The organism is Asticcacaulis sp. (assembly GCA_024707255.1).
In the GTDB taxonomy this organism is placed as follows: domain Bacteria; phylum Pseudomonadota; class Alphaproteobacteria; order Caulobacterales; family Caulobacteraceae; genus Asticcacaulis.
On record JANQAC010000002.1, the window covers coordinates 1,242,899 to 1,267,143 of the forward strand.

General features: G+C 59.3%; 18 protein-coding genes and 1 pseudogene. 7 read left to right on the forward strand and 12 right to left on the reverse strand.

Annotated features, from left to right (window positions below):
* The first annotated feature begins 13 nt into the window (after positions 1 to 13).
* Positions 14 to 751, forward strand: a complete 738-nt coding sequence (locus NVV72_17150; protein MCR6660972.1) for a DUF2155 domain-containing protein — start codon at positions 14 to 16, stop codon at positions 749 to 751.
* Here the strand turns inward: NVV72_17150 and aat are convergent.
* From aat to aroQ, 5 genes are all read right to left on the reverse strand, one after another.
* Positions 748 to 1,389 (reverse strand): leucyl/phenylalanyl-tRNA--protein transferase, encoded by a 642-nt coding sequence (gene aat, locus NVV72_17155; GenBank protein ID MCR6660973.1) that lies wholly within the window; start codon positions 1,387 to 1,389, stop codon positions 748 to 750. The two genes, NVV72_17150 and aat, sit on opposite strands and share 4 nt — an antisense overlap.
* A gap of 69 nt (positions 1,390 to 1,458) precedes the next feature.
* Positions 1,459 to 1,842 carry a hypothetical protein gene (locus NVV72_17160; protein ID MCR6660974.1) on the reverse strand — a complete coding sequence of 128 codons (384 nt, stop codon included), beginning with the start codon at positions 1,840 to 1,842 and terminating at the stop codon, positions 1,459 to 1,461.
* A gap of 208 nt (positions 1,843 to 2,050) precedes the next feature.
* Positions 2,051 to 3,421, reverse strand: a complete 1,371-nt coding sequence (accC, locus tag NVV72_17165; protein ID MCR6660975.1) for an acetyl-CoA carboxylase biotin carboxylase subunit — start codon at positions 3,419 to 3,421, stop codon at positions 2,051 to 2,053.
* A 5-nt stretch (positions 3,422 to 3,426) separates the two neighbouring features.
* Positions 3,427 to 3,921, reverse strand: a complete 495-nt coding sequence (gene accB / locus NVV72_17170; GenBank protein ID MCR6660976.1) for an acetyl-CoA carboxylase biotin carboxyl carrier protein — start codon at positions 3,919 to 3,921, stop codon at positions 3,427 to 3,429.
* Positions 3,922 to 3,958: 37 nt separating this feature from the next.
* Positions 3,959 to 4,399 (reverse strand): type II 3-dehydroquinate dehydratase, encoded by a 441-nt coding sequence (aroQ, locus tag NVV72_17175; protein MCR6660977.1) that lies wholly within the window; start codon positions 4,397 to 4,399, stop codon positions 3,959 to 3,961.
* A 108-nt stretch (positions 4,400 to 4,507) separates the two neighbouring features.
* On the opposite strand from aroQ, the gene thiS reads away from it, so the two are divergent.
* Positions 4,508 to 4,708 carry a sulfur carrier protein ThiS gene (gene thiS, locus NVV72_17180; GenBank protein ID MCR6660978.1) on the forward strand — a complete coding sequence of 67 codons (201 nt, stop codon included), beginning with the start codon at positions 4,508 to 4,510 and terminating at the stop codon, positions 4,706 to 4,708.
* Between the two features lie 3 nt (positions 4,709 to 4,711).
* Positions 4,712 to 5,500, forward strand: a complete 789-nt coding sequence (locus NVV72_17185; GenBank protein ID MCR6660979.1) for a thiazole synthase — start codon at positions 4,712 to 4,714, stop codon at positions 5,498 to 5,500.
* Positions 5,501 to 5,535: 35 nt separating this feature from the next.
* Here the strand turns inward: NVV72_17185 and NVV72_17190 are convergent, their stop codons facing one another.
* The 3 genes from NVV72_17190 to NVV72_17200 form a co-directional block, all read right to left on the reverse strand.
* Positions 5,536 to 6,306 carry a DsbA family protein gene (locus tag NVV72_17190; GenBank protein MCR6660980.1) on the reverse strand — a complete coding sequence of 257 codons (771 nt, stop codon included), beginning with the start codon at positions 6,304 to 6,306 and terminating at the stop codon, positions 5,536 to 5,538.
* 20 nt (positions 6,307 to 6,326) lie between these two features.
* On the reverse strand, positions 6,327 to 7,736 hold the full coding sequence (locus NVV72_17195; protein MCR6660981.1) for a M48 family metalloprotease: 1,410 nt from the start codon (positions 7,734 to 7,736) through the stop codon (positions 6,327 to 6,329).
* A gap of 135 nt (positions 7,737 to 7,871) precedes the next feature.
* On the reverse strand, positions 7,872 to 10,580 hold the full coding sequence (locus tag NVV72_17200; protein MCR6660982.1) for an Rne/Rng family ribonuclease: 2,709 nt from the start codon (positions 10,578 to 10,580) through the stop codon (positions 7,872 to 7,874).
* 618 nt (positions 10,581 to 11,198) lie between these two features.
* Here NVV72_17200 and NVV72_17205 point away from each other — a divergent pair.
* The 3 genes and pseudogenes from NVV72_17205 to prfB all read left to right on the forward strand — a co-directional run bounded on the left by NVV72_17205 (position 11,199) and on the right by prfB (position 16,231).
* A pseudogene (locus NVV72_17205) lies at positions 11,199 to 12,428 on the forward strand (N-acetylmuramoyl-L-alanine amidase).
* A gap of 247 nt (positions 12,429 to 12,675) precedes the next feature.
* Positions 12,676 to 15,051, forward strand: coding sequence for a penicillin-binding protein 1A (locus NVV72_17210; GenBank protein MCR6660983.1), 2,376 nt, complete (start codon positions 12,676 to 12,678; stop codon positions 15,049 to 15,051).
* 66 nt (positions 15,052 to 15,117) lie between these two features.
* Positions 15,118 to 16,231, forward strand: a protein-coding gene (gene prfB / locus NVV72_17215) for a peptide chain release factor 2 (protein MCR6660984.1) whose coding sequence is annotated in 2 segments (ribosomal slippage) — positions 15,118 to 15,186 and positions 15,188 to 16,231 — 1,113 coding nt in all. Because the reading frame shifts where the segments join, the coding sequence is not laid out codon by codon here.
* Positions 16,232 to 16,308: 77 nt separating this feature from the next.
* Here prfB and NVV72_17220 read toward each other — a convergent pair.
* The 4 genes from NVV72_17220 to NVV72_17235 form a co-directional block, all read right to left on the reverse strand.
* Positions 16,309 to 17,313, reverse strand: a complete 1,005-nt coding sequence (locus tag NVV72_17220; GenBank protein MCR6660985.1) for a YihY/virulence factor BrkB family protein — start codon at positions 17,311 to 17,313, stop codon at positions 16,309 to 16,311.
* Positions 17,314 to 17,431: 118 nt separating this feature from the next.
* Positions 17,432 to 17,983 (reverse strand): polymer-forming cytoskeletal protein, encoded by a 552-nt coding sequence (locus NVV72_17225; protein MCR6660986.1) that lies wholly within the window; start codon positions 17,981 to 17,983, stop codon positions 17,432 to 17,434.
* Positions 17,967 to 19,112, reverse strand: coding sequence for a M23 family metallopeptidase (locus tag NVV72_17230; GenBank protein MCR6660987.1), 1,146 nt, complete (start codon positions 19,110 to 19,112; stop codon positions 17,967 to 17,969). Before NVV72_17230 ends, NVV72_17225 begins: the two co-directional genes overlap by 17 nt.
* A 307-nt stretch (positions 19,113 to 19,419) precedes the next feature.
* The gene (locus tag NVV72_17235) at positions 19,420 to 20,013 is read right to left on the reverse strand and encodes a peroxiredoxin (GenBank protein ID MCR6660988.1); all 594 of its coding nucleotides are present in this window, start codon (positions 20,011 to 20,013) and stop codon (positions 19,420 to 19,422) included.
* A gap of 34 nt (positions 20,014 to 20,047) precedes the next feature.
* Between NVV72_17235 and NVV72_17240 the strand changes: the two genes are divergently transcribed.
* Positions 20,048 to 24,232 carry a DUF3971 domain-containing protein gene (locus NVV72_17240; GenBank protein MCR6660989.1) on the forward strand — a complete coding sequence of 1,395 codons (4,185 nt, stop codon included), beginning with the start codon at positions 20,048 to 20,050 and terminating at the stop codon, positions 24,230 to 24,232.
* The last annotated feature ends 13 nt before the right edge of the window (positions 24,233 to 24,245 follow it).

Genomic DNA, 24,245 nt, shown 5'->3' on the forward strand with positions numbered 1-24,245 from the left:
GGAGAATTATGGCATGAAGCGCATCACTGTTTCCGGCTGGACCTTGCTGGCGGCGGCTGCGGCGTGCGTTGTCATTCCGGCTTCCGCCCAGGTTCCGCCGCCTGACCGGGGCGGTGATGGCGGCCAGGCGCCGCATTATGTCGATAACGCGGACTATGATCCGCAGCCTTACTATGTCGATGGCGTGCAATATAAGCCCTATGTGCCTGAGAAGAAGAAGGCCAAGCCGGCCGCGGACAGTGTAAAGCCGGCCGCCGCGCCAGTAACGTCGGATGGTGAACCGCTTAGCGAACTTCATCCCTATGTGCCATCCAGTTCGGCAAGCGTGGCCCAGGCGAATGCCCCTCAGAAAGCCGCGCCCGCGTCGTCTTCGTCCGAAAGCGTTGTCAGCTACGCACCAAAAAAGCGACCGCGCTATGCCGTGGCGATCATCGAGGCACTGGATAAGGTGACGGCCGAAAGCGTGCGGTTCGAGGCGCCGATCGGTAAGCCCATCCGTTACAAGGGCCTGATCTATACGGTAAAGGCTTGTGAAACCACCGCCGATGACGAGGTGATGAGCGACGTCATGGCCTATGTGCGCGTGCGCAGCAATCCGGTGGCGGCCACCAATACGTCACCGGCAGTGAAGTCGAAGGAAGTCTTCCGCGGCTGGACTTTTGCGTCGACGCCAAGCCTGAACCCGATCCAGCATCCGGTTTATGATGCCTGGGTGATCGGCTGCCGCCAGCCGTTGCCGGGCAATGCCTAAGACAAAATTGACATGACCATCTGGCCGGAAGCTGTCCGCGGCAGGTCATAAAAGTCGGTTTTAAGGTCGATGGCGGCGGCCAGTTTTTCCAGATATTCGGCCTTGGGCATTTCAACCACGCCGAACTGACGCAGATGATCGGTCTGGAACTGGCAATCGAGCAGAGTGAAACCGCCGGCCTTTAGCCGCGCCACCAGATGGACGAGGGCGATTTTCGACGCGTCGCGGGCGCGCGATACCATGCTCTCTCCGAAAAAAGCACCGCCGATCGACACGCCATAAAGCCCGCCCAGCAGAGTTTCCTTGTCCCAGACTTCAACGCTGTGCGCCAGGCCGCGCGCAAACAGCGCCTGATAGAGGGCCTGAATGGAATGACTGATCCAGGTGGACGTGCGGTTCTGCGCCTCCTCGGCGCATAATTCGATAATCTGCGTGAAGGCTGTATCGATACGAATGGTGTACAAGTCCCGCCGCACCGTGCGCGACAGTCGTGTCGACACATGAAAACCATCCAGCGGCAGGACGCCGCGCATGGGCGGATCGACCAGGAACAGATAATCATCATCGCGCGCATCCGACATCGGAAATATGCCGGTGCGGTAGCAATTGATCAGGTCATCGAGTGTAAAGTCAGTCAAGTCGGCAGATCCGTGGTCTGGCGCCCATGAATACCGTCTGGAAATCAGAAAGCAATAAGGTTCAATGCCTTATGTGGCCTTACAATTGAAGCTGTCCATGATCTTGTTGGGTACGCGGATATTTCCGAACGGCGTGGTGGCGCCATCGGTGAAGCTTGTATGATAGGCGATATCGCAGGTCTGGCCGGGCTTCGGCAGCATCTGGTTCTTGTCGATATAGGTGGTATGGACGGTGTCCGGGGCGTAGCCGGATTTGGTGACGGGAATAACCAGCCAGTTGGTGATATAGCTGAACACAAAAAGCGGCCGTTTGTAGGGCTCGATGTGGACATCCTTGAGGACATAGGAATCGAACGGCCGCGACGGCAGGACATATTCCTTTGCCTGCGCCGGCGTACTGGCGAGTAAAATAAGGGGTAATAGCCCCAGACCCAGATTCATCTTGTCCAACATATCGGCGACAATATCACTCTAAACCACCCTTTGATGCGTGACAATGTGGACGAAACCAAGGCCACCCTCCCGCAACGACCAGACCATAATAACGCAGCACTACGCATCAACGAACACTGATATTATATTACATCATCAATGAACCTGTCATGAACGAAAAAAAGCCTTGCGGGCTGCAAGGCTTTTTCAGGTGACTTCAAGAGAAAATTCAGGCTGGATTGGCCAGAGCTTCCTGCGCTCTGATCCAGTTTTCCAGCCAGTGAATATTGTAATCGCCGGACTGAATATCTTTTTCCTGCAACAGGTCGAGGAACAGGGGAATGGTGGTGTCGATGCCGGTGACCACGGTTTCACCCAGGGCGCGTTTCAGGCGGGCCAGGGCTTCCGGACGATCGCGGCCGTGAACGATCAGCTTGCCGATCATCGAGTCATAGTAGGGCGGGATGGTGTAGCCGTTATAGACCGCCGAATCCATGCGCACGCCCAGGCCACCGGGCGCATGGAAATCCGTTACCGTGCCAGGAGACGGCACGAAGGTACGTGCGTTTTCGGCATTGATGCGGACTTCGATCGAGTGGCCGTGCATATCGATATCGGCCTGCGTGAAGCTCAGCGGATAGCCCTCGGCGATACAGATCTGTTCGCGCACCAGATCGATACCAGTGACATATTCGGTGACCGGGTGCTCGACCTGGAGGCGTGTGTTCATTTCGATGAAGAAGAACTCACCGTCTTCATAGAGGAACTCGATGGTGCCGACGCCTAGATAGCCAATCGCCTTGATGGCGTTGACGACGATCATGCCGATCTTGTCGCGCGCCGTCTTGTCAATGGCCGGCGAGGGGGCTTCTTCCAGCACCTTCTGGTGGCGGCGCTGCAGCGAGCAGTCGCGTTCACCGAGATGGACCACATTGCCGTGGCTGTCGGCGATGACCTGGATTTCGATATGGCGCGGCTTTTGAAGATAACGCTCCATATAGACCGTGCCGTCACCGAAGGCAGCAGCAGCTTCTGTTTGGGCGCTCATCACCTGCTCAGCCGGGGACTCGCGGTCCTTGGCGACCTTCATGCCGCGTCCGCCACCGCCGGCGGCGGCCTTGATGATCAGCGGGAAGCCGATCTTCTCGGCGGCTTCCATGGCTTCCTCGACCGTGGCGACGCCGCCATCCGAACCTGGAACAACGGGAATGCCTGAATCCTTGGCAGCCTGTTTGGCGGTGATCTTGTCGCCCATCATGCGGATGTGTTCGGGCTTCGGGCCAATAAAGGTCATGCCATGGGCGCCGACGATCTCGGCGAATCGCGCGTTTTCCGACAGGAAGCCGTAGCCCGGATGGATCGCCTGGGCGCCGGTGATTTCGGCGGCGGCGATGATCGACGGGATGTTGAGGTAGGACTTGCTGGCGGCCGGCGGCCCGATGCAGACGCTTTCATCGGCCAGATGGACGTGCATGGCGTTGCGGTCGGCTTCCGAGTGGACGGCGACCGTGGCTATGCCCATTTCCTTGGCGGCGCGGATGACGCGAAGAGCGATCTCGCCACGGTTGGCGATCAGGATTTTATCGAATGTCTTGACCATGTGTCTTACTCGAAGACGACGAGCGGTTCGCCAAATTCAACCGGCTGGGAATCGCTGACCAAGATCTGCGCCACCACGCCTTCACGCGGGCTGGGGATGGGGTTCATGGTCTTCATGGCTTCGATGATCAGCAGGGTCTGGCCCTGCTTGACCTTGTCACCTACCTTGATGAAGGCGGCAGCGCCCGGCTGGGGCGCCATGTAGACGGTGCCGACCATGGGCGACTTGATGGCGTCCTTGGCGACGGCGGGGGCCGCCGCGGGCGCAGGATCAGCCGCCGGGGCGGCAACCGGAGCGGTGGCAGGCGCGGCGACGGGGGCGGCGGCCTGCGGCACATAGGAAACGCTGGCGGCAGCGGTCAGTTGGCGCGCCACGCAGATCTTCAGTTCGCCCTGTTCGACCTCGATCTCGGTCAGCTCGGTTTCCTTCAGGATGTCGGCGAGCTTGCGGATCAGCTTGGGATCGATCGGATCGGCTGCGGGAGCTTTGGGAGTCGTCATGTGATAACCTTGTACAAAGTCTTGAAAAACAAAGACTCTACTGTTTAACGAGGGACAGAACGGCGCGAACGGCCAGTTCATAACCAATGGAGCCAAATCCTGCAATAACCCCTTTGGCGGCCATCGACACATATGAGTGATGCCGGAAAGGCTCGCGAGCATGGGGATTGGAGAGGTGGCATTCGATGATCGGTATGCTCAGGGCCTTAAGGGCATCGTAGAGCGCGACCGAGGTGTGGGTATAGGCGGCCGGATTGATGATCAGGGCATCCGCTTGTACACGGGCTTCCTGAATCCAGTCGACCAGTTCGCCTTCATGATTGCTTTGCCTGAAGACGAGACCATGGCCCGTGCCTTCAAGCAGGGCCTGGCAGCGCGATTCGATATCCGAAAGCGTGTCATGACCATAAATTTCCGGCTCACGGACCCCAAGGAGGTTGAGGTTTGGACCATTGAGGACATATATGGGCTTGGACATGAAACCTTCGAAAAAGAGCGAAGCGGACCTTGTAACGTGTCGCGGATAGGCTCACAAGCCGAACGACGCTAAATGGCGTCAGTTTCGGTAAAAAATGGCGTAAAAATGGTGAAAATTCTGTTGAACGGCGAAGAAAGGGAGGTTACGGCCTCCAATCTGACGGCGCTTATCGAAGATCTCGGACTGGATGGCCGCAAGGTGGCCGTGGAGAGGAATTTCGAAATCGTGCCGCGCTCGACCTATCTGGCCACGCCGCTCAATGACGGCGACCGGCTGGAAATTGTACACTTTGTTGGAGGCGGCAACTGAGCCATGGATGATCAATCTCTCATTAGCGACACATGGACCGTTGCCGGCCGCACCTTTACCTCGCGCCTGATCGTCGGCACCGGCAAGTACAAGGATTACGCCCAGAACGCCGCGGCTGCGCGGGCGTCTGGCGCCGAGATCGTTACCGTGGCGGTGCGCCGCGTCAATTTGACCGATACCAGCCAGCCGATGCTGATGGACTATGTGAAGCAGGATGAATTCACCTACCTCCCGAATACGGCCGGTTGCTTTACCGGCGAGGATGCGGTGCGTACCCTGCGCCTGGCGCGCGAGGCCGGCGGCTGGAACCTGGTCAAGCTGGAAGTCCTGTCCGATCCCAAGACCCTCTATCCGGACATGGAAGAAACCCTGCGGTCGCTGAAACTGCTGGTCAAGGATGGCTTCGACGTCATGGTCTATTGCTCGGACGATCCGGTCTATGCCCGCAAGCTGGAAGAAGCCGGTGCGGCCGCCATCATGCCGCTGGCCGCGCCAATCGGCTCGGGCCCGGGCATCCAGAACCCGGTGACCCTGCGCATCATCATCGAGAACGCCAAGGTGCCGGTGCTGGTCGATGCCGGGGTGGGCACGGCATCGGAAGCGGCCGAGGCTATGGAACTGGGATGCGACGCGGTGCTGATGAATACCGCTATCGCCGAGGCGAAAGACCCGATCCGCATGGCGCGCGCCATGAAATATGCGGTCATGGCCGGACGGGATGCCTACCTCGCCGGTCGAATGCCGCGCAAGCTCTATGCCGATCCGTCTTCGCCTCTGGCGGGGTTGATCTAATAAAAGCCCCGCAAGTCAGGCTTGCGGGGCTTTTATTATTTGCCGCTGCGAGCGGCGACAACCGCCTTTTCGAGTTCGTCGAGTTTTGCACCATCGATGGCGGTATCTCCGATGATGAAGGTCGGGGTGCCTGTGATGCCGAGATCGGCGCCCAGTTGCATGACCTTGTCGATATGGGCCTTGACCTCGGCCGATGCGGCGCTGGCCCTGACGGCGGCCGGATCAAGTCCCAGCCGGCCCAGGAGCGCGGTCATTTCAGTCTCGCTGCTGACCTGTTCGGTCATCAGGGCATAGTGAACCGCTTCATACTGTCCGGCCTTCGCCGCGCCGAGCGCGAAGGCGGCGAGAGGGCGCGAGTTCTGGTTGATGACCGGGTATTCCTTGACGATGATGGCAACGTCCGGATTTTTCGCCAGGAAGTCCTTCAGGACCGGCGTGGCGGCGCGGCAGTAGCCGCAGTTGTAATCCAGGAATTCGACGATTTTAATTTTAGCGTTCGGGTTGCCGAGAACCGGGTCGCTCTTATCGTTGAACAGAGACTCATGCTTGCTCTTGACCGCCGCGGCCATGGCCTTCGCCTTGTCGGCATCGTTTTGCGCATTCAGCTTTGTAATGGCCGTTTGCAGCATGGCCGGCCGGTTCAGCATTCCCTTTTCAACGACGAAGCTCTGGATCTGCGGCACCACATAGGGCGCGCCGGCCAGGACCACGGCAAAAACAGCCAGGGCGGTTGTGATATTAGCCTGGGAGAACAGGTCTTTCCATGGATTTGCGGATATTTGGGGCGGCACTTTGGGTTCAGTCACTTATAAAGCCTTGTCTGTTTTCAATTCTTGCGGCGTCGCTGAGTTTCCCGATCGACCGGATCGATCCCCATTTCTGAGGAACTGGTCATCACGATATCGCGGGCGCGGCGGTATTCGGGCGACTTGATGTCGAGGTACTTCTGCGACCATACCGCGGAAGTGCGGGCAGCCATATAGTCGCCGGCATAGAACTGCGCCTCCGCAGTGGATAAACGGGCGAGGCCCGGTTGGTTTAGAGCGTCGTAAGCCTGCGCCAGTTGCTGCCAGGCGAAGCTGTCATCCTCTTCGTATTTGATCGATTGCTGAAGATGCGCCACGGCGGCGTTGAGGCTGTCCTTGTCACCCACCGCGATCAGGGCCTGGCCCAGATTGAGCTGCAGCAGGGGCGCCTGCGGCATCAGCTCAACGGATTTCAGGTGTGCCGGCACGGCCAGCGCCGCGCGGCCCGTCTCGAAATAGATTTGCCCCTTCAATTCCCACAGATAGGGATTGTCCGGCTGCTCAGCGATCAGTTGATCGAGCTGTGTGATCGCCTGATCCCATTGGCCGCGCTTGTAGGTGGCGATTACGCGGGCATAACGGGCCGGGTAGGAGGTGTCGGTTTCCGGGTACTTCTGGTAGGTCTTGAGCGGGTCATCGAGAAAACCGGACAACTTGGCCTTGACGATGTCGAATTCCTTCACCGTTTCCGGATTGTCCGGCGTGTTGTAGTGCGGCTGCGACTGCGCCAGGCGCGTCGTCGCCTGGATGCGTTCGCGCGAAAGGGGGTGCGTGATGAAGAACTGGTAGCGTTCGGCATTGCTGAACGTTTCGACATTACGGAACTTGTAGAAGAAATCGACCAGCCCCTTGGCCGACATGCCGGCTTTTTCCATGGCTTTGACGCCGGCGACATCGGCGGCGGATTCCTCCGTCTGCATATAGTGCAGGGCGCCAAGTGTGCCGAAGGTCTGCGAACTGGCCGCCAGGCCAAGGCCCGCATCCGGCGCACCGGCCAGGGCCGCCACAATGCCAAGGCCGAGCGAGATCGCCATGGGGGCGCGGGCGGCGCGTTCAATCTCGTCGGTGCGCATCATATGGCCGCCGCTCAGGTGTCCGGTTTCGTGGGCGATGACGCCGAACAACTGGTTTGGATTGTCGGCTTCCATGATGGTGCCCGTATTGATGCCGATGCGCAGGCCCGTTGTGGCGAAGGCGTTCAGCTCATCGCTTGCGATCAGCAAGTAATGGACGCGATCGGGGTCCAGACCGGCGGCATCCAGCACGGGACGGGTGTTGGTCTTGAGGAAGGCTTCAACTTCGGTATCGCGGATAATGCTTTGCGAGTCCTGGGCATTGGCGCTGACCGGCAAAAAAACGGCGGCTGTCAGCAGGAAGGTCGGGATGAGCATCCGTGCCGCATATCGTTTCAGCGTTTGAAAAGCCGGCATTCTCAAGACCCTGTTTAATCTCCGCCTCACGGATTTTATTAGGCGTGAAGGATGACAAATCTAAGGCGGGCATCGATCCAGATCAATGCCCGCCCTGTCAGGTCTTGGATATTTGGTTTTAAATATTTGGGGCGCTTAACGGCGCCACCAGCCGCGTTTTGGCTTCTCCGGCGGTGCGCTGATCTCGTTCGGATCAATGGCTGCCACCACTTCCGGCACCGCCTCCGGCTCCGGCGGCGCGACCGCCACGGTTTCGGTGATGACCGGTTCAGCTATCGCCGGTTTCAACACCTTCTTTTCCGCCCTGGCGCGTGATGTCCTGGCCTTCACCGGCTTGGTGGCCGTTTCCGCAGGCACGGCCTCAACCGTTTCCGCTTCCGCTGTCTTCTTGCGGCTGCGTGTCTTGCGCGCCGGTGGGGTGTCCTCAACGGCAACCATGGGCGGCGCGCTGGCGGCGAAGGCCGCTTCCGGATCGACATCGACATCATGCGTCAGGGGCATGGGGGCAGTGTCATTCGCGGCGGCGGCTTCATCGACAATCATGGTCACTGCTTCCGGTGCGCCCTTGCGACTGCGACGCGGGCGCGGACGACGACCGGACGGCGCACCGGTATTTTCCGGCACCAGCGAGGTTGGCTGCGTCGTTTCCGCACCGAGCGCTGAGGTCACGGCCTCGGCTATGGCGGCTTGCGGCGAGGCGGCTTCCTTCAAAGCGTCACGCGAGGCGTCGGCTGAACGCGCGGGCTGTTCAAAACGCTTCTGCTGCTCCTCGAACGGATCGATCCAGACATAGGGCGCCTCAAGCGACGGCGTGCGGGCGCGCACCCAGCTATAGGTTTCGCGCGGACGGCTGTCGAAACCGGCGCGGCGGCCACCGCGACGACCGCGACGGCGACGGCCGCGGCGACCGTCGTCAGTGCCGCTGTCGTCCTCGTCTTCGCCATCCTCTTCGCCTTGCGCAGTTTCCGCCTGGGCAGAACGCTCTTCACTCTCAAACCGGTCACGACCACCGCGGCGGCGGCGGCGGCGCTTGCCGTTACGGCCGCCTTCACGCTCTTCGCGTTCCGGACGCTCAGCGCGCGTTTCACCGTCCTCATCGTCGCCATCTTCGGCTTCGATCGTCTCTTCGTCCTCATCCTCTTCCTCGGCCACGTCGGGCGTGGTGTCGAAGGCAATGGGCTCCGGCCGGACGGGCGGAACGAAATCAACCTCATCGGCGTGGACCGTGCGAACGATCTGAACCTCGGTGTGACCCAGGTCGGTGTCGATCTCGATATTGACCTTCAGGCCCCATTCGAGGCGCAGCTTCGACAGATGAACCTGCTTTTCATTGAGGATGTAGAGCGCGACATCCATCGGCACCTTGACGGTGATGGCGCCGGCGCCATTCTGCATAGCTTCCATGTCGATGGTGCGCATGGCCGAAAGGGCAGCGGAATCGACCGAACGGATGCGGCCCTGGCCTTCGCAGTGCGGACAGATAATGGTGGTGCCTTCGAGGAAGCCGGTCCGGCGGCGCTGGCGGCTGATTTCCATCAGGCCGAAGCCGGAAATCTTGCCCATCTGGATGCGGGCGCGATCCTCGGCCAGCGCATCCTTCAGTTTCTTTTCGACGGCGCGGTTGTTCTTCGGCTCATCCATGTCGATGAAGTCGATGACCACCAGACCGGCGAGGTCGCGCAGACGCATCTGGCGGGCGGACTCTTCGGCCGCTTCCAGGTTGGTCTTGAGGGCGGTCGCCTCGATATTGCGTTCCTTGGTCGACTTGCCGGAGTTAACGTCGATGGCGACCAGGGCTTCGGTCTGGTTGATGACCAGGTAACCGCCCGATTTCAGCGGTACGACCGGTGAATAGATTTTCGAGATCAGGTCCTCGACGCCATAGCGGGCGAAGAGAGGTGTATTGGCCTTGTAAAGCTGTATCTTCTTGGCCTGGGACGGCATGATCATGCGCATGAAGTCCTTGGCGGAACGGTAGCCGTCCTCGCCCTCGACCAGTACGCCGTCGAAATCCTTGTCGAACAGATCACGAATGGCGCGCTTGACCAGGTCTTCCTCTTCATAGATCAGCGCCGGCGCGTTGGATTTCAGCGTCGTTTCGCGGATGGTTTCCCAGACGCGCAGCAGATAATCATAGTCGCGCTTGATCTCCAGCTTGGTGCGCTTGGCGCCGGCCGTGCGGACGATCAGGCCCATGCCGTGCGGCACGTCCAGGCTCTGCACAAGGGTTTTCAGGCGCTTGCGATCCGAAGTATTGGTGATCTTGCGCGAAATACCACCGCCGCGCGCCGTGTTCGGCATCAGCACGCAATAGCGGCCGGCCAGCGACATATAGGTGGTGAGCGCCGCACCCTTGTTGCCGCGCTCTTCCTTGACGACCTGGACGAGCAGGATCTGGCGGCGCTTGATGACTTCCTGGATCTTGTAACGGCGGATCAGATGCTGGCGCAGACGGCGCTCTTCATCCGGCAGGTCGTCATCGTGACTGTGATCGTCTTCCTCGGCTTCGTCTTCATCCTCGGCATGACCATTTCCATTGCCGTTATTGGCGGCAGCCTGCGCCGCCAGTTCCGCCATCAGCTTTTCACGGTCAGCGACCGGGATCTGGTAATAGTCCGGGTGGATTTCGTTGAACGCCAGGAAGCCGTGGCGATTGCCGCCATATTCGACGAACGCCGCCTGAAGGCTGGGCTCTACGCGTGTGACCTTGGCAAGGTAGATATTGCCGCGGAGTTGTTTTCTGGCGTGGCTTTCGAAATCAAACTCTTCGACGCGGCTTCCGTTCATCACGACGACACGGGTTTCTTCCGTGTGCGTCGAGTCGATCAACATGGTCTTTGACATTAAAGATATCTCCGGAGCGCTCAAACGCGGGCGTCCGCACGGATCGTGATCCGGCGGCGGCAAGGGCGTGGCGCTGATAGGGGGTAAGAAGGCGCGCGCGGGCGAGGACGACGTTTAAGGCATCTGTCTTCGTTTGATAGCGGTTGAGGCTCAAGGCGCAGCCCATAAGGTATTGTTCCAAACGCAGTATCTGCGCGCCATAAGGCCGCGCAAACTTAATAAAGGTGTGATGCGGGTTCCGGGCGAAAAGCGCTTCCATTCCCCGGCGGGGTTGCCGGAACGGGCATGAAGGCGAGATAGGCGCGCGGCGCCGTTATCACAAGGGTTCGTCATAATCAGTCGGCGAAAAGTCTGCGCTTTGGCCGGACTCATGACGGACGATACCCGAATGTCACATGTTCGCAAAAAGCCGGATACGTCAATCTAATTCTTTGTGTGTGTCGGCAGGGACATATTTTTACCCCCCTGCTGCGATCCTTAACAACATGGCAACCATATTCGGTAATGGAAATATAACCGTACCCCTTAATCGTATTTCTACACCCCTGTGGCAGTATGGAGGGACAGCCGGAGAATACCGGCCAGAAAACACACATAATGTGGTGCGTGGAGTAGTGAATGTTTCGACGGTTTGACGTCCCTGGCAGTGCAAAGACCATCCTGAAGGCGATAACTCTGGCCGCCAGTGTGTGCGCGTTCGTGCTTGTCGCGCAGCCGGCCCTGGCGGGTGGCAGCGACGTGGTCAAGGTACGTCTGGGTGGTGATGCAGCACAGACGCGTATCGTTATCGAACTGGAAAAATCGGTCGCCGCCAAGATTGTCAGCCGCGACAGCGAAACCGACCGTCAGGTCATCGCCCTGCCGGATATCGATCTCGACAAGGCCATGGCCGGGCAGGGGCAGGGACTGGTCAGCGACTGGAAGCTTGAAAACGTGGCCGGCAGCGTCCGCCTGAAGCTCAATTTCAAGTCCGGCGCCAAGATTTACCGCCGCTTCCTCCTGCCCCCCGGCCGATGGCATCAGTGTTTATCGCTATGTGGTCGATATCGTACCTCAGGGCGCAGGAAAAGGCCCTGATGCGGCCAGCCGGCTCCTGGCGTCCGTACCGGTGGTTACGGCCGCGGCCCAGGCAACGGTTCAGCCGGTTGCGCCCAGAAACCGCAAGAAGGTCATTGTCATCGACGCCGGTCACGGCGGCAAAGACCCGGCGCCCATGGCGGCAAGACCTGGGAAAAGGACGTCAACCTCGCTGCGGCCAAGGCCTTGCGCGCGGCGCTTGAAAAGACCGGCCGGTATAATGTCATCATGACGCGCGACACCGACAGCTTTGTTGACCTGCCTGCGCGTGTCCGCATCGCCCGCTCGGCCAATGCCGACCTGTTCATCTCGCTGCACTCGGATTCAGGCGGCGACGGCAATACGCGCGGCGCCTCGATTTACACCTTGTCGGATTCCGGCACCGAACGGGCTGCCAAAAAGGCTCTGATCAAGGGCGACTGGTCGCAGGGCGAACCGCCGGCCGATGCCATTGTCAGCCGTATCCTGATCGACCTGACCCAGCGCGCCACCAAGAATCGCTCTTCTACTTTCGCCCAACTGGTCATGGATAATATCGGTGACTCGACGCCCCTGCTGAAAACGAACCAGCGCCAGGCCGGCTTCGTGGTCCTGCTGGCGCCGGATGTGCCAGCCGTGTTGCTGGAAATGGGTTTCGTCAACAATCCGCAGGATGAGGCCATGCTCAACGATTCGGGACACCGCGCCGTGATGATGGGGCAGGTGGCCAGGGCGATCGACAAGTATTTCGATAACAGCGTCCAGTACGCCTCGTTCGCTGGTCTGAATTAACTGACGGGTGCAAGCCATTGAAAATATAGAAGTCCTGCCATCATCGGCAGGGCTTTTTTTTGTGCGTAAGCGCCTGTGCCTAAAATGAGGCAGGCCAGGCGCGCGTGAATGAAATTTCGCTGAATGGCTTTGCCAATCGCGCACTGTTTGCTAAGTGTTGACGTCAATGACGGCAGATCGCATCGATCTGTGAACCGGATCGGTGGTTGGAGGTTTTTTGGTAAGGTCGTCTGAGCGTTGGTTTGCCATGGCCGGTGTCGCCGTGATGACCGCTGTGGCCATAGCGGGCTTCGCGGTCGCCATATATGCGGCGTGGCTGTTCCATGACATGCCCGATGGCAGCGAGCTGGCGGATTTCCATCCGGTGACCTCGGCGCGTGTGTTCGCCTGGGACGGCACCCTGATCGGTGAATATGGTCAGGAGCGCCGCATTTATGTGCCCTTTAACCGGATGCCGACACGGGTGACCCAGGCGTTCCTGGCCGCCGAAGACCGGAACTTCTTTACGCACAACGGGGTCGATGTCAGCGGTGTGTCGCGCGCCATGGCGAAGAATGTCTTCAACCTGCTGCGCGGCAAGCGGTTTGAGGGTGGCTCGACCATTACCCAGCAGGTGGCGAAGAACCTGCTGCTGAATAATGAGCGCACCGTAGGCCGCAAGCTCAAGGAAGTGATCCTGGCGCGCCGGCTGGAAAACTCCCTGCCGAAAGATCAGATTCTCGAACTCTATCTGAATGATATCTATCTCGGTTATCGCTCCTATGGCGTGGGCGCTGCTGCCTTCAACTATTTCGGCAAGTCGCTCGACCAGCTTTCCTTAAGCGAAATGGCTTTCCTTGCCGCCCTGCCTAAAGGGCCTGAAAATTACCGTCCGTCCACCCACAAGGCGGCCGCCATCGCGCGTCGCAACTGGGTGCTGGGCGAAATGGCTAAGGCCGGCTGGGTATCGCGCGAAGAAGCCGCCGCGGCCATGCAGGACGATCTTGTTATCCAGGACAAGCCGCGCCGCGCCAAGTATGCCGATGCCGACTATTTCGTCGGTGAGGTCGAGCTGCGCGCCAGGAAACTGTTCAACGACGCCATCTACACTGAGGGCTATTACGTCAAGACGACGCTCGACCCCAAGCTTCAGACCATGGCGCGGGAAGCGCTGATGGACGGGCTGGAAGTCTATGACCGTCGCCATGGCTGGCGGGGCGCGTGGGGCAATATACCGGTCACCGATAACTGGGAATCCGATGCCCTGCAGGCGGAAAACAATCTGCCGGACTCGCGCCGGGCGCCTTCCGAGCGCGCCGATTGGCAGGTCGGGATGATCGAGAAAAGCAGCGGCTCGGTCAGGGCTATCGATGGTGGCCACGGCGTGATCCGCGCCGATGATCTGGCCTGGGCGCAGGCCAACCGCCCCCTGAAAGCGGGCGATCTGGTCTATGTGTCGCAAGCCTCGACTGGCGTTTACCGCCTGCGCCAGGTGCCTAAAGTCAATGGTGCGCTGGTAGCCATCGATCCCTATTCGGGCCGGATCGTCGCCATGGTCGGCGGCTATAGCTATTCGCTGTCCAAGTTCAACCGTGCCACGCAAGCCTCGCGCCAGCCGGGCTCTTCGATCAAGCCGTTTGTCTATGCCGTCGCGCTGTCGAAGGATTTCACGCCGGCTTCCATGGTCGATGACGGCCCCATCAGCATGATGGGTGGCGATGGCAAGATGTGGACGCCATCGAACTATGAGCACGATTATCTCGGTATGCAACCGATCCGTCGCGGCCTTGAACTGTCACGCAATCTGATGACCGTGCGCCTGGCGCAAAAGACCGGCATTAAGCCGATTACTCAGGGGATCGTCAATTTTGGCGTGCTCGACAAGATGCCATCGGAAATGTCGATGGTTCTGGGTGCCGGCGAAGTTAATCCCTACCGCCTGACCAATGCCTATTCCATATTCGTCAATGGCGGCCGCAAGGTGAAGCCGCATATGATTGATGAGGTGCAGGATCGTAACGGCAAGGTGGTTTACAAGGCCGATGAACGCAACTGCCCGGCCGCCTGTACGGCCGATTTTGACGGCTTGGAAAGTCCGCGCCTGTCGCCCCAGGGCGACGTGGTGCTCGACCCGATCACCGCTTATCAGGTCAACTCGATGCTTCAGGGCGTGGTCCAGCGCGGTACAGGTGCGGCGGCACGGTCGCTTGGCATTCCGATGGGGGGCAAGACCGGCACGACCAATGACTACCGCAGCGCCTGGTTTGTCGGTTATACGGCGGATCTGGTGGTTGGGGTCTTTGTCGGTTTCGATGACAACAGTTCGCTGGGCAATCATGAAACCGGCGCGGTGGCCGCCTTGCCGATCTGGATGGACTTCATGAAGAACGCCAATGCCGGCAAGCCGAACCGCGATTTCAACAAGCCGCATGATGCGGTGTACATGTCGGTGCATGGTGTCGAAGAAGCCTTCAAGCCCGGCACGGAGCCAAAATATACGGCGCCATCCGAGGATGACGGACCCAAACCCTACCTCGATACCTGGTCGGATGACGGCGATACCAGCGGGCCGGTAACGGTTGTGCCGGCGGAAGAGCCGCCACCACCACCGAAGCAAAAGGCTGATACCGGTACGCTTTATTAAGTCATCAGGGTTGTCATTCAAGGCGACGCTCTGTAAACCCGCCGGCACACTTTTAGGAAAATTACCATGCGTTTGGATATCGAAGCGTCCGCTTCCGAGATCGAGCAGTCCATCGGACTGCTCAGGAGGCGTCTTTGACTGGGATGTCGCCCTGCGTCGTCTCGATGAATTGAATGCCAGGGTCGAAGACCCGACCCTGTGGGACAGGCCCGACGAAGCACAGAAGGTCTCACGCGAACGCTCGAAGCTCTCGGCTTCCGTGGAAGCGGTGCGTTCGATCGAAAAAGAACTGAAGGATGCCATCGAGTTCGCCGAACTCGGCGACATGGAAGGCGATGAAAGCCTGGTTGAGGAAGCCCGCAGCCTGCTGAAAGACCTGAAAGCGCGCACCGACCGCGCGGAACTGGAAGCCCTGTTGTCCGGCGAGGCCGATGGCAATGATGCTTACCTCGAAATCAATTCCGGCGCCGGCGGCACGGAATCCAACGACTGGGCGGGCATCCTGCTGCGCATGTATACGCGCTGGGCCACCGCGCACGGCATGTCGATCGATGTCGAGGAAGAAACTCAGGGCGAACAGGCCGGCATCAAGTCGATCACGCTCAAAGTATCGGGTGAAAACGCCTATGGCTGGCTGAAGACCGAGGCCGGCGTTCACCGTCTCGTGCGGATTTCGCCGTTCGATTCCAACGCCAAGCGCCATACCTCCTTTGCTTCGGTGTGGGTCTATCCGGTGGTCGACGACACGATCGTCATCGATATCAATCCCTCGGATGTGCGCACCGATACCTACCGCGCTTCCGGTTCCGGCGGTCAGCACATCAACAAGACAGACTCCGCCGTGCGCCTGACGCACATCCCGACCGGGATCGCCGTCGCTTGCCAGGCCGGCCGGTCGCAGCACGCCAACCGCGATGAAGCCTGGAAGATGTTGCGCGCCCGCCTCTACGAACAGGAACTGCAAAAGCGCGAAGCCGCGCAGCAAGCGCTGGAAGATTCCAAGACCGATATCGGCTGGGGGCACCAGATTCGTTCCTACGTTTTGCAGCCCTATCAGATGGTCAAGGATCTGCGCACCAATGTCGAAACCTCCGATACTCAGGGCGTGCTCGATGGCGATCTTGATGCCTTCATGGGCGCGTCACTGGCGCAGCGGGTCGGTGTCACGCGGGATGCTTGATCTCCGAGTTTCTGTAACTCGGCAAGCGCAAAGCGCGCCCGAGCTTATGCGAGGAGCCATGCGGCGTTTGAGCTGAATTAAATATCCGGTTTTGCGACTTTCGCATGACTGGGTGTCTTGGCGACATTGACAACTTCAGCATGAGCGGCCGCGTCAGTATGGGCGGTCGCCGCGATGTGTGCCGGCTGCTTGCGGCGGCCTTTCTTGATGACGATCTGTGCGCCCATATAGCGTGAGTAAACCTGGGTGAATTCCGCGCCCAGGAAGAAGATTTGCGTCGAGTAATAGATCCAGATCAGCACCACGATCAGCGAACCGGCGGCGCCATAGGCCGAACTAAAGGCGCTCTGGCCGAGATAGATACCGATCAGGAACTTGCCGAAGGTGAACAGGATGGCGGTGATCGCCGCGCCGATCCAGACATCGCGCCATTTGATATGGACGTCGGGCAGCACCTTGAAGATCATGGCGAACAGCACGGTGACGACGCTGAACGAAATCACCAGGTTGACGGTGTGCAGCAGGAAGGTGATGGAGATATAGTCTTCAAAGAAGGCGCTGATCGCCGAAAGCGCGGCGGAAATGACCAGTGCGATCAGCAGCAGAAAGCCGATGCCGACAATCATGGCGAAGGACAGCAGCCGCTTCTTGATAAACCATGTCCAGTGGCCGTTCTCACGTTCCTCCACATTCCAGATGGTATTGAGTGCATCCTGCAACTGGGCGAAAAAACTGGTAGCCGAGATCAAAAGGGTGACGATACCGATCAGGCTGGCGATGTAGCTGGCCTTCGGGTTGCTGGTGCTGGCCAGCATGGTCTGGATCGCGCTGGCGCCCTGGTCGCCGATCAGGCCGCGTATTTCATCGAAAATATAGCCGCTGACGGCGTCCCGCCCGAAAGCCAGACCGGCCATGGCGATGACAATCAGCAGCAGCGGGCCGATGGACAGCATACTGTAAAAGGCCAGCGCGGCCCCAAGGCGCGGCACCTTGTCGTCATTCCATTCGCGGATGGTTTCCTTGAGGATGAACCACAAGGCCGGAAGCGTCAGGGCCGGGCGCTTGCGAGATGTGTCCGTCATGAGGAGCCGCCGGTAAAGGGAGAATCGAAAGCGCGAATATGAGCATAAAGGAAATAAAGAAAAAAGCCGGAGAGGGCGATGTCTCCGGCTCTTCAAGGCTGCATTCGGCGTGCGTTTTCTACTTCAGATCGGAAAGCGCATTCAGGTCGTAGCTGTTCAGGCTCGGCGTGCCAAAATCGGACGGTGTGGCAGGCGCCGCCGGACTGACGGAGGCAACAGGCACCGGCTCGGCCCGGCGGCTTTGCAGGCAGCGTCCCCGGAAGAAGGCGCCGACATCGATGGCCAGTTGATCGTGGGTAATATCACCTTCGACATAGGCCGTGGCTTGCAGCTTGATCTGCTTGCCGGTGATCGAGCCGACGATACGGCCGCGCACTTCGATGGTTTCGGCCTCGACCTTGCCTTCGATATTGCCGGATTCTCCTACGATCAGGTGGCCGACCTTGACATCGCCGCGCACGGTGCCGTCGAGATGCAGGTCACCATTGCCCGAGATATTGCCCTCGATCAGCAGGCCGGAGCCGAAGCTGGATAGGGGACGCGCACCCGCGCTCGTGGCGGGCTTGGTGCGGTTCATATTGACAGTGGGCGTCTCCAGCGGCGGAACGACGGCGGGGGTCGGCTGCGGCTTGGCGGCGGGCGGGGTCGGTTTGCTAGTTTTGTTGAACATAATCTCCAGCCTTTAAGAAACGTGCGGGGTTTTGAGCGCGACCATTTTGCCAGACTTCGTAATGAAGGTGGTTGCCGGTCGAGCGGCCTGTGCTGCCCATCGAGGCGATCCGCTGATCGACGGCGACCCGTTGTCCGGGACGAACGGCGGCGGAAGCCAGGTGGGCGTATCGGGTCTTGAAGCCATTGCCGTGATCGATCTCGACCACATTGCCATAGCCTGTGCGGACGCCGACGAAGGAAACGATGCCGGGGGCCGTCGAATAGATCGGCGTCAGGTAGGGGCCGGCAAAGTCCTGTCCCTGGTGCATATGGGGACGGTGAGTGAACGGATCAAACCTCACGCCAAAGCCGCTGCTTTCACGTGTGCCAATGGTCGGGCGATCGAAGGGCAAGCGCTGGGCGCTGTTTTGCAGGCCGCGCATATCGCTCAGGTCCATGGCCGCATTGCGGATGCGTTCGGCGAAATCTTCATCGACGCCCAGGAAGCTGGCCAGCGCCTTATTATCCTTGGCGTCGGTCAGGGGATTGCCACTGCTGCCGCCGGCAAAAGCCTGCGGGTTGAGGCCGGCGATGCGGAAGGCCAGGCGCAGCTTTTCGGCGCGAGTCTTGGCGAAGACCTCGGCCTGGCTCACCATGCGCTCCTGCTCGGCACGCACCGAATAGATGCGTTCGATAGGCGGCAGGCTGTCATCTATGGGCGCAGGCGACAGAGCGGCCACAGCGCCGGGAACTCCCTTGAAATCTTTCAGTAGTGCAACCAGCCCCTGATGGCGTTTTTCGACCGTTTCGGCGAGTTGGTCGAGGGAGCCGGAATTGGCCGTTGCCTGTTGCGTGGCGATATCGAGTCGGGCCTGCCGATCGGCGATCCAGCGCTCGGACTGGGCCTTGACCATACGCAGTTGTTTTTCAGACCCACCGCCGTGATTGGCCGCAAAGAAGAGGGTGAAACCTGTGGATATAGCCAGCCAGGTGACCAGTGCCGAGGCGAGGATCGTCAGAACAAGTTGTTTTACGGGGCTTAGAACATAGCCACGGGTTTCGGTGCCCGAACGAATGTAGAGCTGACGTTCCGGAAATATAGATTCCATCCAGCCGCCCAGGGATCCCTCGTTTGTCTTGGTCGTCATCATCCGCACCCTCAACCGCTTGTTAACTATGCCTTTACGACGTTAATTGCGCAAGATGTATATCGTACCGGAAGAGGGGCGCCCAAGGTCGCGGAGGTAATGCTCAATAAAATCAGTTTATTAAGATCCGCGGCCATGGCCTGTGTCCCAATTTGAATGCCTGTGACCAGACTGCTTCAAGATTGGTGCCGTTCTGAATTTGCCAATAAATCCCTTTTCACGCGAGTTGTGGATAACCGCCCGCAAAACCTGAAACGTCAAGGGACGGGCCTGTGCATGGATTTCACTGAACTGTCATTAAGCTGAATTACTCACTTACAAGACTTTTTAATGTGTTTAAAACCTCATCGATATGTCCCTTAATCCTTACCTTACGCCATTCTTTTCTGATCATTCCTTGCGGATCAATAATAAAGGTGGAGCGGTCGGTGCCCATATAGACCCGGCCATACAGGCTTTTCTCGCCCCATGAGCCAAATGCGGCGATGGCGGATGTGTCAGGATCGGACAGAAGCGGCATCCGCAGGCCGTATTTGGCGATAAACTTTTCGTGATCCTTGAGGCTGTCTTTCGAGAGGCCATAGAGTTTCGCTCCCAGCTTTTCAAATTCCGGCAGGGCTTCGGAAAAGGCGCAGGCTTCCTGTGTGCAGGTGGGCGTATTGTCGGCCGGGTACAAAAAAAGCACCGCCCAATGGCCTTCGAGATCGGCAATCGAGACATAGCCGCCGGCGCTAGAGGCCAGGGTGAAATCGGGTGCCTTGTAAGGCTGGAAATAAGTTTCAGTTTTCAATGATTTCGCCATGACATCGCCTCGCTCTGACTCTAAAGAAGAATAGGTTGCGTTAACATTATTTTGCGCCGACCGTCCTATACATGAACTGCCCTGATGCCTAGCCGCCAATAAAGTAAAAACAGCCGAGCCCTGCCGAGTCTAAGTGAAGAGAATTTTCGACATAATCCGCAAACGGCTGCGCCTTTTCATCCTGGGCTGGGTGGTGTTCATGGTCGTGGTTCTGGGGGCGCGGCTGGCCCAGGGGCCGATCCGCGTCGACGGCATCCGATCCATTATTATTTCCCGCCTGGAGACGCAATTACCCCGCACGGAAGCCAGCATCAAGCATCTGGATCTTGTCTGGTTCGGTGATGCCCGCGCAGTCGGTTTCCGGTTTGAAGACCTGATCATCACCGACCGGCAGCACCGGATCATTGCCCGTGCCGGCCGGATGGAAGCGGCGCTGGCGGCGGACAGTCTCATTGTGGCGCACTTCGCGCCGGCACGCCTGACGGCTGAGGATTTCTTCGTCGCCGCCTCGGTCTCGAAGGAAGGCCGTTATGATCTCGGCTATGAGGCTCACGGCAAGCCGGGACGCACAAGCGGCCTGGCGCGTTTTTTCTATGACCTGACGGGGCCGGAAAAGCTGGGCCAGCCGGTCAGTTTCACCCGTCAGCTCAGCCTGAAGAACGGCCAGTTGCGGCTGATTCAGGAAGGCGCGCCGCTCGACTGGACCGCCAATGTATCGACCGTCGACTTTACCAAGTTGCATGGCAAACTGACAGCGCATACGGCCTTATCCATTGACGGCCTGGGCATGGAGGCGGGGGCGCCCGCCACTTTTAAGGCCGAAGCGTCGGGCGTGGTTGGCCTGGGCCGTGCCAGCATCTCGGCCAATCTCCATAACCTGGTGCCGAGCCGGGTGTTCCCTTCAGTGGGCCTGACCCGCGCCCTGGCGGGCATCAATGCGCCGGTCGATGGCCTGACCCGCGCGGATTACAGCCAGAAAAAGGGATTCGAGGGGGCCGCTTTCGATATCCGTGCGGCGGCGGGGCGGATCGATATCGGCGACTTCCACCAGCCCTTCAATGAAGCCCGTATCCGGGCAAACTACACCTCGGCAACGCATACCGCGCAGTTCGATACGTTCCGCGTCAAGTCACGGATGCTGGATACCGACCTGAAGGGCGCAGTCATTGTGCATCCGGGCGATGCCAAGGCCAAACGTGACATGGCCCTGGCGTTCAATTTTACCGGACCGCGGGTGACTGCCCGGCTGGCTGACGATTTCGCCCTGCAAACGCTAACCAACGCACGCCTCAGGGGCAGTTATGTGCCGCGTCAACGTCGCTTGCACATTGAAAGCGTAACAGGGCTGATCAATGGCGCGCCGCTGCAAAGCCAGGGTGTTGTCTACACGGACGATACAGGCGAATTGGGCGCCGACCTGACGGCGCAGATAAAGGGGCGCTTCACCAAGGAGGAGGTTTTTGCCTTCTGGCCGGAAGACCTGTCGCCGAATACACGCGCCAATCTGATCGAACGCATTCGTGGCGGGGATTTCGCCAATGCGGATTTCGTCCTCAAGGCCGAGCCGGGCGATTTCCATTATCTCGAAAACGAGGACCTGCGGCTCGATTTCGATTTCGAGAATCTTGAACTCTATCTCGAACATCGCCTGCAAAACGCCAAAGGGCTGAAAGGCCACGGCATCCTGCTGGGCAACAGCTTTGCCATGGATGTTTCCGGCGGCCGGCTGCTGGATGTCAACCTGATCAAGGGCGGGCTGAGCGTGCCCGACTTCCGCGATCGAAGGACAAAAACCCATATCTGGCTCGATGCCGAGGCGGATGTGCCGAGCGTCATCGAGGCGATCGACCCCATTACCGATAATCATCTGAGCCAGAATGGGCTGACCCGCCAGCGTTTGAGCGGCGCAGCCACCGCCCATGTCGAGATTGATTTCCCGGTCTTCGGCAATATCACCAATGATAATTTCAGCGTCAAATTTAACGGCCATATCAACAATGGCGCTTTCAAACAGGCAGCATTGGGCTGGGATATGACCCAGGGGCAACTGAACATAACCGGTGATCTGCTGGCCGATAAGCTGACCATCACCGGACCGGCGCATCTGGGGCCCTATTATGGTGATATCGGTTACCGCACGCAGATGAACGTCCGGTCGCAGGACATTGATTTCACTGGCCATTTCAATGCCGCGCAGTTTGGCGGTTCGCCGAAGGTGCCGGTGGCGATTAACGGGCAGTTTACCGTGGCTGACCGGGCCGGAAAGGGCCGGATCAGTTCGGATATTTTCCGCGGAAATGTAAGCTGGAGCGGCAATCCAGAAGGCGAGGAACAGCGCCCGACCGACATGCTGATCGAGGGCGCGATCCTTTCTGACGGTATGGAAGGGCAGGGACTGCCCATTTTCGAGCACCTGAAGCGTGAAGTCCCGACCCGCATATCCCTGTTGCGTTCCGGTGATATCTGGAGCGGCGAAATAGACGCGGAAGCGCTATCCGGCGATATCGCCTATATCCAGGGAACGCGGTCGCGGCTCGTCTATAAATCGGTTATTACGCCGGATGAAGCCGATGAAATGGGCTATGGCGCCTTGCCGATGTTCAAGGCACCGCGCCACCTGACGGTCAATATCTCACTTGATGGCCAGTCACGCGAGGCCCTGCTCAAGCTGGACCAGATGAGCGCCGTGCTGGGTTGGTCAGAGATACCGGGCACGGATGAATTGCGGCGCCGGTTAGACATGAAGGTCATGCCGGATGACTGGTATGTGCTCGGCCTGCCGAAAGCCTTTTTCACCCCGCCGGCGCCGGTCAATGTTACGGCCCTGTGGCAGCAGGACGACAAGACCCTGACCGGTGAGGTGAAGCTGCTCGATCAGACTATCAGCTTCGACATGCCCCTGCGCGGCCATGGCAGTCCGCCGCCGATCATGCTGCCCAATACCTCGGTTCCCTATGAGCTTCAGGTACGCGGCACCGCCAGCGATGCTGTGCTGGCGGGCCTGGGTTACTCGCAGACTCCCGTTCATATTGCCGGTAACGTCGGCCTGGTATTCAGTCTGTACAATACGCCAGGGCAGCCCGCCGCCGTGCTCAATCTCGATGCGACCGCCGCCCAGTTGGGTATACGGGCAACGGACTGGAACAAGCCGGTGGGCGAAGCGGCACAATTTGCCGTGTCTATCGATGAGCAGGGACCCGATGGCGGCACAAACCTGTCGCGCATCTATGGCGAGGGCGCGCATATCGGCATCGATGGACGGGCGTCATTCTCGGACGCCGGCGACCTGCAATTCGGCGATTTTTCAAAGCTTTATCTGAAGGACTTCATTGATGTTGCTTTCAAATATTATGCCGTACCCGATAGGAACACCAATATCATCTCGATCAGCGGCAATCAGCTTGATCTGCGTCCCTGGCTGGACGCCAAGAAAGAGCGCGTTCTTAAGGCCGTGACCAAGGCCGTGATCCCGACTGAAACCGTCACCGCGGGGCCGCCCGTGCCGGCGACGCACTTGGTGGTCGATCTGGCGCAATTGCGCATGGCGCCGGACGGTGTTTTCAATGATCTGAACCTGGACCTGACTTGGGATGGCCGCAATGGCCTGAGCGGCTCAGGACATGGGGAAAGCATGGATGGCAGCCCCTTCACCCTGGCCATGACTTCCGAAGGCGGCTACAGCCTGTTTACGGCCAGGACCGGCAATCTGGGCAACGTCATCGAGACAGCAACCGGCAATCACAATGTCAGGGGCGGCGTGGCCGTTATTGATGGGGTTTATGCCAATGGCCAGATAGATGCCTCGCTGCGGGGACACGATGTCCGTGCCCAGCAGATACCGATACTGGCGCAGTTGCTGACGGTGGCGTCGCTCCAGGGGCTGAACGATACCCTGGTGGGCGACGGCATCCTGTTCACCGATTTCGATTTTCCGATCCGCTACAAGGACAATGTCGTCTTTATCCGTGACGGTTATGCCAAGGGCGAGGCGCTCGGCATAAATGTCTGGGGCACAAGCGACCTGGATACAAAGGCTTTGGCCTTGAGCGGCACCCTGATCCCTGCCTACAGCCTGAATGGCATCTTCGGTGACCTCAGATCGAACGGACTTGGCCTTGTCGGGATCAAGTACCATGTCCACGGCACACAGAAGGCGCCGGAAGTGCTGGTTAATCCGCTGTCGGTCGTCCTGCCGGGCTTCATGAAGGTGTGGTTCGATTCCAGCCGCAAGGAACCGTTCCCGGCGCTTGACCTGCCGACCCTGGAAAACAAGCTCGACGACCTGCGTGACCGCAACGACAAGAGTCTCAAAAAATAGGCCGGCTGGGCTT